Annotated in this window: 9 protein-coding genes; 6 read left to right on the forward strand and 3 right to left on the reverse strand. The window is 56.5% G+C overall.

The genetic code is table 11. From position 1 onward, the window contains the following. Positions 1-237: 237 nt before the first annotated feature. From mobA to BLR64_RS09310, 4 genes are all read left to right on the forward strand, one after another. A complete protein-coding gene (gene mobA, locus BLR64_RS09295) occupies positions 238-876 on the forward strand; it encodes a molybdenum cofactor guanylyltransferase (protein WP_090713858.1) in 639 nt (212 codons plus the stop codon). A gap of 96 nt (positions 877-972) precedes the next feature. Then, positions 973-2,850: an ABC transporter ATP-binding protein gene (locus BLR64_RS09300; RefSeq protein WP_090713859.1), complete on the forward strand. Its 1,878-nt coding sequence runs from the start codon at positions 973-975 to the stop codon at positions 2,848-2,850. Continuing rightward, positions 2,780-3,457 (forward strand): response regulator transcription factor, encoded by a 678-nt coding sequence (locus tag BLR64_RS09305; protein WP_090713860.1) that lies wholly within the window; start codon positions 2,780-2,782, stop codon positions 3,455-3,457. Before BLR64_RS09300 ends, BLR64_RS09305 begins: the two co-directional genes overlap by 71 nt. Next, entirely contained in the window at positions 3,458-4,522 is a 1,065-nt protein-coding gene (locus BLR64_RS09310) for a sensor histidine kinase (protein WP_090713861.1), read from the forward strand. 124 nt (positions 4,523-4,646) lie between these two features. Here the strand turns inward: BLR64_RS09310 and BLR64_RS09315 are convergent, their stop codons facing one another. Beyond that, positions 4,647-6,053 carry an aminotransferase-like domain-containing protein gene (locus BLR64_RS09315; RefSeq protein WP_244157658.1) on the reverse strand — a complete coding sequence of 469 codons (1,407 nt, stop codon included), beginning with the start codon at positions 6,051-6,053 and terminating at the stop codon, positions 4,647-4,649. A gap of 360 nt (positions 6,054-6,413) precedes the next feature. On the opposite strand from BLR64_RS09315, the gene BLR64_RS09320 reads away from it, so the two are divergent. Further along, positions 6,414-7,031, forward strand: a complete 618-nt coding sequence (locus BLR64_RS09320; protein WP_090713863.1) for a LysE/ArgO family amino acid transporter — start codon at positions 6,414-6,416, stop codon at positions 7,029-7,031. 125 nt (positions 7,032-7,156) lie between these two features. On the opposite strand, the gene moaA is transcribed toward BLR64_RS09320, so the two are convergent. Further along, on the reverse strand, positions 7,157-8,158 hold the full coding sequence (gene moaA, locus BLR64_RS09325; RefSeq protein WP_090713864.1) for a GTP 3',8-cyclase MoaA: 1,002 nt from the start codon (positions 8,156-8,158) through the stop codon (positions 7,157-7,159). Between the two features lie 323 nt (positions 8,159-8,481). Here moaA and BLR64_RS09330 point away from each other — a divergent pair, with 323 nt between their 5' ends. Beyond that, positions 8,482-9,177 (forward strand): TorD/DmsD family molecular chaperone, encoded by a 696-nt coding sequence (locus tag BLR64_RS09330; protein ID WP_090713865.1) that lies wholly within the window; start codon positions 8,482-8,484, stop codon positions 9,175-9,177. Positions 9,178-9,274: 97 nt separating this feature from the next. On the opposite strand, the gene BLR64_RS09335 is transcribed toward BLR64_RS09330, so the two are convergent. Beyond that, a complete protein-coding gene (locus BLR64_RS09335) occupies positions 9,275-12,409 on the reverse strand; it encodes an efflux RND transporter permease subunit (RefSeq protein WP_090713866.1) in 3,135 nt (1,044 codons plus the stop codon).

Genomic DNA, 12,409 nt, shown 5'->3' on the forward strand with positions numbered 1-12,409 from the left:
TATCACTGTAACATTAGTTGAAAAGGGATACAAACCATGTTTTATAAAACGCAGCCTTAAAAAGAGTGTAGTCAGGCCTAATACAGCGCCGCATGCATATAACGCCTCAGCAGCCGCCTGTTCTTCTGCATCCTATGACCCGTCATATGCCGACGCTTGTTGTCCCGCCGTTCCGCTGTTTTCAGATGGTAAAGTCTGATACGATTATCATATTATATCCCGCAACAGGAGGACAACATGACGCGTTATTCAGGAATTATACTTACCGGCGGAGCCTCGCGCCGGATGGGTACAGATAAAGCGCTGCTTGAGCTTGGCGGCAGGCCTGTCTTGGCCCGGCTGGCTGAAGAGCTGGGGCAGCTGGCAGATAGCACAATCATCGCCTGCGGACCCCGGCAGCGCCTGGAGTACGGCAGCCTAGGCCTGCTGCAGGTGACGGATGTCTATCCGGGCTGCGGCCCCCTGGCTGGACTTCATGCCGCACTCAGGCATACGCGGCAGGATTGGAATCTGGTAGCAGCCTGTGACCTGCCGTTTGCCTCGGCGGAGTTTCTGCGTTACATGCTCACCGCTCATACAGAAAGCCAAATGAATACCGGCAGCCCCGGGCAGTCCGGCGGTGCAGATGCCGCAGTAGCAGTATCCCGGGAAGGCCGGGTGCAGCCGCTCCTCGGCCTGTATCACAAGCGGGTGCTTCCGGTGCTGGAAGCGGCGCTTGATGCCGGGAATTACAGGTTCATGGACTGTCTTAACAAGCTGGATGTGCTGTATGTGCCGGAGTCCGGGTTTACATCAGCTGCAGCCGATACGCCATCTCCTGTATTCAACATGAACACACCAGCGGACTATGCAGCAGCTGCAGCGCTTGTGCATTGAGCTTTAAGGCATTAACTTTTCCGATCCTGTTTAATTTCAGTTTAAATATCCGCCTTAAACTACAGAGGATCATTCCACCAAGAAAAGAGGAATCCCATGAATACAAATAAACCGGACCGGAAGGAGCGGCAGGGTGCGGCCATGAAGCCGTTCCTGAAGCTGCTGCATCAGACCAAGCCCTCCTACGGGCTTCTTGCAGTTGCCGTTCTGCTGAGCATGGTTTCAACCCTGGTCGGCCTTGTCATCCCTATGTTCACCAAAAATCTGGTCGACGGCTTCTCCTTGGCCTCCATCAGCAGGCTGCAGATTGCGGGCATTGCCGGAGCGTTCATCGCCCAGACGATTGCCGGCGGTGTGTCCATTTACCTGCTGAATTATGTGGGACAAAAGACAGTAGCGGCACTGCGTGACCGGCTGTGGCGCAAATTCCTGGTGCTGCCCGTGTCCTATTTTAACGATAACCGCACAGGCGAAAGCGTCAGCCGGATGACCAATGATACCGGGATTCTCAAAACATTAATCTCCGAGCATCTAGCCAGCCTCTTCACCGGCGTGATTTCAATTGTCGGCTCGATTTCGGTCCTGCTGTATCTGAACTGGAAAATGACGCTGGTGCTGTTCACCGTGCTGCCGTTGTCTGCGCTCATACTTGTGCCGCTGGGCCGTCAGATGTATAAAATATCGAAAGGGACGCAGGACGAAACGGCTTCTTTTACCGCTACGTTAAGCGGGGTGCTGTCAGAAATCCGGCTGGTGAAGTCCTCCGGGGCGGAAGCCAGAGAATATGAGGCCGGGCGGACCGGCATTATGAATCTGCTCTCTTTTGGCATACGGGAAGGTAAAATCAGTGCGATGATCAGCCCGCTGGTCTCCTTCGTGTTCATGATGCTGCTGGTGGTGATTATCGGCTACGGTGGTATGCAGGTGTCGTCGGGTGCGTTAACCGCTGGCGAGCTGGTCGCTTTTATCCTCTATCTGATCCAGATTGTGATGCCGCTGACCCAGCTGACCCAATTCTTCACCCAGATCCAGAAGGCCAAAGGCGCTTCGGAACGGATCATTGAAACGTTGGCGGCGGAAGAGGAGGTGTATGAAGGAGCTGAGGAAGCCGTTCAGGTGAAAGCGCCAATTGTAATTGAAGATCTGAGCTTTGGATATAAGACTGGCGAGCAGGTGCTGAACAAGGTCAGCTTCACCATGCAGCCGGGTCAGGTTACAGCGATTGTGGGTCCGAGCGGCGGCGGGAAAACAACTCTTTTCTCATTGCTGGAACGCTTCTATCGGCCGGATCACGGCCTCATTAAGCTTGGCGGCAAGCCTGTTTCCACGTTCTCGCTGCGCTCCTGGCGTAAGCTGATCGGCTATGTATCACAGGAGAGTCCCCTGCTCGCCGGAACGATTGCCGACAATCTCGCCTATGGGCTGGACCGGCAGGTCACTGAAGCCGAAATGCGGCGTGCTGCGGAGATGGCGTATGCCGAAAAGTTCATTGAGGAGCTGCCGGACGGGTATCAGACCGATGTCGGTGAACGCGGTGTGAAGCTGTCCGGCGGACAGCGCCAGCGGATTGCGATTGCCCGGGCGCTGCTGCGTGATCCGCAGATCCTGATGCTGGATGAGGCAACCTCAAGTCTTGACAGCCAGTCTGAGGCGGTTGTGCAAAAGGCTTTGTCGAACCTCATGAAGGGGCGGACGACGATCGTTATTGCCCACCGGCTCGCGACGGTCGTGAACGCGGACCAGATTATTTTTATGGAAAAAGGCCGGATTACCGGCAAAGGCACACACAAGGAGCTGCTGCTGGATCATGAGCTGTACCGGGAATTCGCGGAGCAGCAGCTGCAAATGAATGTACCTGAGCTGGAGAGCGCCCCGGCAGAGGGAGAGGAGGCACCTTTGGAATATGGCCAAAATACTGGTGGCGGACGACGATCCGCACATCCGCGAATTGGTGGAAGTCTTTTTGAAGGCTGAAGGCATGGATGAGGTATATAGTGCTTCCGATGGTGTGGAGGCGCTGAAGCTGATGGAGGAGAACGGTGCGGATCTGGCAATTATTGATGTGATGATGCCCAGGATGGACGGCTGGGAGCTGTGCCGCGAGCTGCGCAGGAGCTATGATATCCCGATTCTGATGCTGACCGCCAAGGGGGAAACCGCACAGATTGTAAAAGGGTTTGAGCTCGGTACAGACGATTATCTGGTGAAGCCGTTTGAGCCGCCGGTGCTGATTGCCAGGGTAAAAGCGCTGCTGAAACGTTACCAGATTTCCGCCGCGCAGAGTGTAACCATTGGCCGTTTACGCATGAACCGCAAAACCTATGAGGTCTCCTCGGAGCTCGGCAGCCTTACCCTGCCGCTCAAGGAATTTGAGCTGCTGTTCAAGCTGGCCAGCTATCCCGGCCAGACACTGACGCGTGACCGGCTGATTGAGGAGATCTGGGGCTATGATTTTGAAGGGAATGAGCGGACGCTGGATGTGCATGTCGGCCGGCTGCGCGAGCGGTTTCCCCGGGAACAGTACGGGTTTAACATCCGTACAATCCGCGGGCTGGGCTACCGTCTGGAGGTGGATAAATAGATGGACAGAGGCAGGGCAGCGGATATTTTCAAAGCGGTTCTGGGTATCCTTGTGGTCATTACAGGCTTCTATCTATCGTGGAACGGCGGGTATTTCGGGTTAAAGCTGCTGGAGAAGCATTTTGGCTGGTCCCTGACGCCATATAAATCCCAGCTGCTGACGATGGTGCTGCAGTTCCTCATTCTGTTTCTGCTGGCCGGCACAACGGCGCTGATCGGCCGTCTGCGGGGCGATGAGCGGGCTTTTTATATTCCGATCATTACCGCCATGAGGCAGATTGCCCAGGGGAATTTCAAAGTAGAGATCGAAAACAGCCGGCGCTACGGCCAGTTCGGCAGTATTGTAGAGGGCATTAATGAAATGGCCAGTGAGCTGGGCCGGATGGAGATTATGCGCCAGGATTTTATCTCCAATGTGTCGCATGAAATCCAGTCGCCGCTCACCTCTATCCGCGGCTTTGCCCGCGCCCTGCGGGATGAAGGTCTCAGTGCCGAGGCCAGACAGCATTACCTGGATATTATCGAGGCGGAGAGCAGCCGGCTGTCCGGGCTCAGCGACAATCTGCTGAAGCTGTCGGCGCTGGAGGCGGGAAGCTTTCCGTTTGAGGCTAAGCCGTACCGGCTGGACAGGCAGCTGCGCGATATGATTCTGGCTGCCGAGCCGCAGTGGCTGGAAAAGGATATTGAAGTGGAGGCAGACCTGGGGGACACCGTGGTCGTTGCCGTTCAGGATCTGATGAGCCAGGTATGGACGAACCTGCTGCATAACAGCATCAAATTCACGCCGCAGGGCGGGCAGATCTATGTCCGGCTGCGGCCGGTGGAGCATGGCGTCGAAGTGGAGCTGCGGGATAGCGGAATCGGGATAGCGGAGGAGGAGCTGCCGCGGATTTTTGAACGGTTCTACAAGGCGGATAAGGCACGGAGCGCCAGCGGGGGCGGAAGCGGACTGGGTCTATCGCTGGTAAAAAAGATTGTTGAGCTCCATGAAGGCAGCATAACGGTAACAAGCCGCCCCGGCGAGGGGACGGATTTTGTGGTCCGGCTGCCGCAGCGGCTTCAATAAAGCTGCCTGATATGGCGCAGCAAAGCTTGTGGGAGACAGCAGCTGACAAATGTCAATTTGTCAGCTGCTGCTCTTTTTGTTCCGGCGTCCCGGCGGGAGTCCTGAGTCTGTCTACATATTAAGGTTACACATTGACGGGTTCTCTTATTATTGCGGCCAATGCCGGCAGGCCTCTTTGCAGCTCATCGGGAGAGGCATAGGCGTAGGAAAGACGGAGATGCCGGCTGTCGCCGCGGTCGTACAGATCGCCGGTGTTGAGCAGCAGCCCGGCCCGCCGGGCGGACTCGAACAGCCGGCGCAGCGGCAGCGGGCGGTGCAGGGACAGCCAGATGTAGAAGCCGCCGGCGGGTGCGCTCCAGGTGGCCAGCCCGCTGAAGTGGGCGTCCAGCAGCTGCAGCATCAGCGCGCGCCGTTCACGCAGCCTGCTGCGCAGCAGGGCAAGGTGCTCCTCGTGGTAGCCGCCGTCCAGCCACCGGGCGGCGGCCATCTGGGACAGGGAGCTTGCACCGTAATCGGTCTGCATTTTGATGTCGGCGAGCCGGCGGATAACCGGCTCCGGGCCGACGATCCAGCCGATACGCAGGCCCGGGCTGGCCGCCTTGGAGAGTGTGCCCAGATGCAGCACTCTTCCCTCGCGGTCCAATGCCTTCAGCGGCAGCGGGGGCGGTGCATCCAGCCACAGCTCCTGGTAAGCCCCGTCCTCCAGAATCGGCAGTCCGATCCCGCCGGACACAGCCATCAGCTCCTGCCTCCGCGTCTCATCCATGACAATTCCGGTTGGATTGTGGAAGCTCGGGATGGTATAGAGCATGGCCGCCCTGGTCCGCAGGGTTTCCGCTGCCAGCCGGCTGACCACCATGCCGCTCTCATCCACCTGCAAGCCGCTGAACTTTATGCCTGCAGATTGAAAGGCATGAATGGAGTAGAGGTAGGACGGCCTCTCCAGCAGGATTGTCGAGCTGCGCGGCAAGAGGCCCAGCGCAATCAGCTGCAGCCCTTGGAGCGCGCCGGAGGTGATCAGAATGGAGCCGGGCTCAGCCTGAATCCCCTGCTTCAGCAGCTGGCGGCTGACGGCGCTGCGGAGCCCGGCATTGCCGAGAGGCTCCTCGTAGGCCAGCGGCGGCAACGGCCGGGAGGCGAGCTCTGCCAGCACCCGGGTCATGGCTTCGCCGGGCAGCAGCTCAGGCGCAGGCTCGCCGGTACCGAGACGGATCAGTCCCGGCTCGAATTCAAGCCGGTTGATCGCCTGCACAGCAGGCAGATTGGGGTAATGTGTTCCCTCCTCCAGATAATCACTCCAGCTGCCGTGAGCAGTACTGTTGTTACTGTGGTTGTCGGCAGCGGTAACCCGGGTTCCCCCGCCGCGTCTGCCCTCAATCAGCCCCTGCCCGGCAAGCGTCCCCAGCGCCGTCATTAACGTGCTGCGGTTCACGCCTAGCAGGCGGCAGAGCTCACGCTGCGGGGCCAGCTTCATGCCCGCGGGCCAGGCGCCGCTGCTGATTCTCGCGCTGAAGCAGGACGATATTTGCACGTGCAGCGGCAGCGGAGAAGCGGGGTCGGGCCGCCAGTCCTCCTGAAAATAAGCGGCAGGCGGAGCGTTGCCGAGCGGTACGCCTGATGGGGCAGAGTTAACAATATTCTGCGGTGGAGTGTGGGCTTGCGGGACGCCCGACCGGCTGGAGTTCAAATTCAAAGGGCAGGCTCCTTTTCTATGCTGAGTATATTGATCGTATACAGCTAGTCTCTTGTGGACTCTTTTCCCGGAGTATATCATATTCTGCAGTTTGTTCTTAACTTGGTTGGCAGGCTGAATAAGATTTGGATGGTTACTGGCGGGACGGAAGCGTGTACGATAAACGGGCAACGGAATGGCGGAAAAGGGGAGCTTATAATGACAGAGGCAATTGTACATGGAATGATTCTGGCTTTTGGACTGATTTTACCGTTAGGGGTGCAAAATATATTTGTCTTTAACCAGGGGGCATTGCATTCAAGGTTTCGCAGTGTGCTGCCCGTCGTTGTAACGGCTGCGCTGTGTGACACCCTGCTGATTGCGGCTGCAGTCGGTGGGGTGTCGCTGCTGCTGCTTACGCTGGACTGGCTGACTCCGGTAGTCTACGGGGCGGGCGTGCTGTTTCTTGGGTACATGGGCTGGCAGATATGGTCGGCGGCTCCGGCATCCGGAGAGGTGAAGCAGCTCTCAACCAGGGGGCAGGTCGGCTACGCGCTGTCGGTGTCACTCCTGAATCCGCATGCCCTGCTGGATACGGTCGGTGTTATCGGTACGGGCTCGCTTGGCTACGAAGGGGCTGAACGCTGGGGATTCGCTGCGGCAACGGCTGCTGTATCCTGGCTGTGGTTTCTGGGTCTGGCAGGGGCAGGGAGAATACTCGGACGGGCGGATACCTCAGGCAAGGCCATCCGGCTGCTGAACCGGGGATCGGCACTGCTGATCTGGGCGATGGCTGTTTATATGGGGCTTCAGCTGTGGAGAAGCTTCCAGGCCTAAAATAATCCCGCATAACAGAGCGGTGACATGGAAACTGGCTCTGACGATTTGCAGGATTTTGTAAAAAAATATACGGGGGTGTTCCAAACAGCCTTTACAGGCTGGTGGAACACCCCCGTCTTATGTCAGCCGCCGATCTGCGACATGCGCCGCTTGGTCGGCGTATGGCTCTGGGCCTTCTTCTCCAGGGCCAGAGCCATTTCATGATTATGCGGCTTGTTGCCCAGCGCCCGGCGGAACAAGTCCTGCACAGCCGCAGGGTCCTGCACGAGCGGGCGTACATTGTATTCGTCCGCCCAGTACAGGCAGGCCTTGATGTGGCCGTCGGCCGTCAGCCTCAGCCGGTTGCAGTTGTCGCAGAAATGCTCGCTGACCGGATGGATCAGCCCGAAGGTGCCCTGCGCACCGGTAACGCGCCGGTTCTGTGAAGGTCCGTTGCCGGAGGGCATCCCGGCTTCCTCGGTTGTCCAGCCGGCCGCAGTGCAGGCGTCGATGACCGTCTCCAGCGGCAGATAGGTCTGCCGCCAGGAATCACTGGCACTGCCGATCGGCATATATTCAATGAATCGCACATTAAGCGGGCTGTTCAAAGTGAGCGAGATGAAATCCTTGATTTCATCATCGTTGATGCCCTTCATCAGCACGACGTTCAGCTTGATCGGGGAGAGACCGGCCGCATGGGCGGCTTCAATTCCCTTCAGGACCCTTGAGACATCACCGCCGCGCGTGATCATCGAGAAGCGGTCCTGCTTCAGTGAATCAAGGCTGATATTCACCCGCGATAGCCCGGCCTGCTTCAGCAGGGCGGCTTTGGAGGGGAGCATCATGCCGTTGGTTGTGAGTGAGATATCGTCAATCCCTGGTATGGCAGCAATCATGGAGACAAGCTGCTCCAGATCCTTGCGCACCAGCGGTTCTCCGCCGGTGAGCCGTACTTTGCGCAGCCCGAGCGGCGCGAGCGCCTTCATGACAGCGGTAATTTCTTCATAGCTCATAATCTCGTCCTGCGGCTGGAATTGCATTCCTTCCGCCGGCATACAATAAATGCAGCGCAGGTTGCAGCGGTCTGTAACCGAAATGCGGAGATAATCATGTAATCGTCCAAAAGGGTCGGTCAACGGTTCCATAAGCTCCTCCCTTCTTCATGATGCATTTTATATTAAATTTTAAAGACTACAATAGTTCCCGTCAATAAAAGGACAACCTAAATGATAGGGGGACAATAGTACCGAGGCGCAGTCTAAATTTGACAGAAGTGCGACAATTTATCCCAATGGACATAGAATGCTCACCGAAAGCGCTTTACATGTTCGATATAATAAAGGTGCCTAGACAGAAGTCTTTACATTTGATCTTTTGCGAAAGACACAGCTATGATACCGGAAGCGCAGCAGCTGATCAGCTGCCTCAGAAGATGCGCCCGGTCAAACCAATAGGGAGGTTTTGCAAAATGACGATACCCACTGTTCCAGCGCTTGTTGTACCGGAGGTGTTTAGCCGCTGGCTCGAGAGCCGCGGTTTAATATATCAGATCTTGGTTGATTTTTACGGCCGAAAGCCGTCCCTTTCGCTTGTCGCCCAGTGGAGAGCGAACCGGCAGATGAGTATTGCTGCAGAGCTGACGGAGGGCGGCAGGGAGCTGAAGCGCTACCTGTGCGGCCAGGACCCGTCGGAGCTTCCACAGATCTGCGAGAAGGAGAAGGCCGAGTATGTGAGACTGATGAACGAGCGCTCTGCCAGCCTGTTCTCTGCACGCGAGGCTATTCAGCTCGGCCGGGAGCAGGAATTCTGCAATGAGCTGTCCGAGCTGTATGCTTCTGCAGGTGTTGTATTTAAGAAGTGCAGCGGCGAAGCGGATGACCATATCTCAATTGAACTGGAATTCATGGCCGTTATGCATGAACGGATGCTGTTCAACAGCTTCTCTGTGCGCAGCGCAATGGAGCTTCTGGATATCCAGGTACGCTTCCTGGAGGAGCATCTGCTGAAGTGGACGCCGCAGTTCTGCAGCCGGCTGAATGCCGCAACGTCCAGCCCGCTGTATTTGGGCCTTAGCCATATGCTGGAGGAATTTCTGCCGCAGGATCTGCAGATGCTGCGTGCCTGGAGGGCCTCGCTGGAGAGCAGCGCCTCAACAATGGCATAGGATGGCGGGAACGCTATCCTAGCTATATCTGAATATACTTAATGCTGAAAAGGCGCCTTTCCGTTTAGGGAAGGCGCCTTTTTCGGCTTTCTATAATTTACTCCTGGGCCTGCTTCTTGCGGAATTTCATCAGGAACTCATAGACTACCGGCACGACAACGAGTGTCAGCAGGGTAGAGCTGACCAGCCCGCCGATAACGGTCACGCCGAGTCCCTTGGAAATAATGCCGGCGCTGTTCTCAAGGCCGGTGACCAGCGGAAGCAGTGCACCGATGGTGGCCAGCGCCGTCATCAGAATCGGGCGGAGACGGGTGCCGCCGGCCTCAAGCAGAGCCTGCCGCGTGGTCATTCCTTCATTTTCTTTGTGGATGACACGGTCAATCAGTACGATCGCGTTGGTTACGACGATCCCGATCAGCATCAGCGCGCCCATGAGCGCGGAGACATTCAGCGTCTCCCCGGCCAGCAGCAGGGCAACGAGGGCGCCAATGACGGTGAACGGCAGGGAGAACAGGATCGCGAACGGTGCCAGACCGCCGCCGAAGGTGACGACGAGCACAAAGTATACAATGGCAACGGCCGCTGCCATGGCGATTCCAAGCTGGCCGAAGGTTTCATTGATCTGCTCGGTTACACCGCCAAAGGAGACGGTGACTCCATCAGGGAGATCGAGCGCTTCTATTTTTTCCTTCACAGTGTTGGAAGCACTGTTTACGTCAGTAGCGATAATGTCTGCAGTGACTTCTACGCTCATTTTACCGTCGATCCGGGTGATCGAGTCCGGTGAAGTGCCTTTTTCGATGGTTGCGACCTGGCTGACCGGCACTGTAAATCCAAGCGGCGAGGCGAGCATGGCGTCTTCCATCTCCTGAATGCTGCTGTAAGTGGTTGTATCAGCTTCAATGTAGACGTTGTAGTTCTTACCGTCCACAGCCACTTCAGTCAGCACCGGACGGGTATTCACCGGGCTCAGCTTCATCGCGAGCTGTCCGGCAGTCAGACCGAGCGAGCTGAGCTTGGCCTGATCGGCAACGATCGTGTATTGCTCATAGGATTCAGAGAGGCTGGTATCCCCATCCTTGAAGTTTTTGGTGTCGGCATTCACAATGCCGGCTATCTCGTCGGCCACCGGCTTCAATTGCTCCAGCGTGTCGCCAAAGATATTTACAGTCAGCGTATTGCCGCCGAGACCGCCGCCGGTCATACCGGACATGTCACCCCACACGCCATCCGGCACTTCAGCCGTCAGATTTTCAATTAGCTCTTCTTTTACCGTCTCAAAGTCTGGAGTATCGCTGTCATAGGTAATATAGAAAAGGCCGGAGTTATTAGAACCCATTCCCATAAACCCGCTGCCCCCGATGGAGTACTGCAGGTTGGTCACATGCTTCTGGGCGAGAATGAATTTCTCAGCCTCCAGACCATGCTCCTGTACATCCTCAGCCGTCTGTCCGGCTTTTGGCGTGAAGGTCATAATTACACTCTTGTCCTCCTGGGAAGGCATGAAGCTGACCCCGATCGGTTTGATCAGGAACAAGCTGCCTGCAAGCAGCAGAACTGCGGCTCCAAATGTAATCAGTTTATGAGAGAGACACCAGTCCAGGATTCTCTGATAGCCGGCAGCCATTCTGCCCGGTTTTTCCTCGTGCACTTTTTTGCCTTTTTTGAGGCCGCCCCGGAACAGGGAATGAGCCAGTGCAGGCACAAGCGTGATAGCCACAATCAGGGAAGCAATCAGCGAGAAGACCATGGTCAGGGCAAACGGCAGGAACAGCTCGCCCACCATTCCGCTGACAAAAGCAAGCGGCAGGAATACGGCGATCGTAACAATCGTCGAAGACATGATGGGTACGAACATCTCGCGTGTAGCCGCGCTGATCAGCTCTCTGCCGCGCAGCTTCTCGCCGGAAAGCGACATGCGGCGGTAAATATTCTCGATAACGACAATCGAGTCATCGACTACCCGGCCTATGGCCACGGTCATCGCGCCCAGCGTCATCATATTCAGGGTAATGTCCATCTGGCGCAGACACAGCACAGCAATGAGCAGCGACAGCGGAATGGAGATAATGGAAATGATGGTGGAGCGGATATTCCGCAGGAACAGCAGGATGATCAGGACTGCGAAAAGGGCGCCAAAAACAGCTTTGGACAGCATCGTATGCACAGAATCCTCAATCGGCTTACCCTGATCAAGCAGTACAGTCAGGTCAAGCGACCCGTACTGCTGTTTAAGCTCCTCGGTCTTGTCCTTGACGCTGTTTACAACCTCAACCGTATTGGCATCATTAGCCTTCACAATCTGGATGCCGATGGATTCCTTGCCGTTCGTACGAGAGATCGACTCCGATTTGCCGGTAACCTCAATTGCGGCAAGCTCTCCAAGCTTCACGGTCGGAAGTCCGGCGGCAGCTGCATTAGCCGCGCCAGCACCAGCAGCACCAGCGGCACCTGCACCGGCATCGGCTGAACCCGAGGCAGCGGAAGGCACAAGCGGCACAGTCAGATTTTCAAGATCCTCCACCGTGCTGATATTGCCGTCTACGACAACCGCCTTTTGTGATTCGTCCAATTCAAACAGGCCAAGCGGTACACGCAGGGACGAGGCCTGGACAATGCCTTTTACCGTATCCTCGGTCAGGCCGTATTGCTTGAGTTTCGCCTGGTCAAACTTGAGGGAGACTTCCTTCACATACTGGCCGGCGATCGACACGGAGGCGACACCCTCGATATCTTCCAAGGCAGGCCGGATGTCGTTCTCAGCAATACGGGTAAGCTCCTCAAGATCCGCCGGGCCGTTGCCCGCCAGGCTGAGCGAGATCACCGGCAGCGAGCTTAGGCTGAACCGGGAAATCTGCGGCTTCCGGGCATCCTCCGGCAGAGTCACTTCATTCAGCGCCTCGCGTACAGCGGCTGTGGCATTATCCAGATTTGTTCCGTAATCGAACTCAATCTGGATGCTGGAGGCATTCTCCAGCGATGACGATGTAATGGTCTTGACACCGTCCACATTGCGGAGCTTCTGCTCCAGCGGCTTGCTGACATCATTAACGACGCCCTCAGGCGCTGCACCCGGATATATCGTTGTAACGCTGAGATAAGGGATGCTGATATTAGGCAGTGTCTCCTGCTTCATCGTCAGACCGCTGTACAGTCCGGCGAATACGATAATGATCGTCAGAAGCCAAATCGCAAATTTGTTTTTGAGTGAAAATTGAATCAGGCTTTTCAT

Source organism: Paenibacillus typhae (genome assembly GCF_900099765.1).
GTDB classification, from domain to species: domain Bacteria; phylum Bacillota; class Bacilli; order Paenibacillales; family Paenibacillaceae; genus Paenibacillus_AQ; species Paenibacillus_AQ typhae.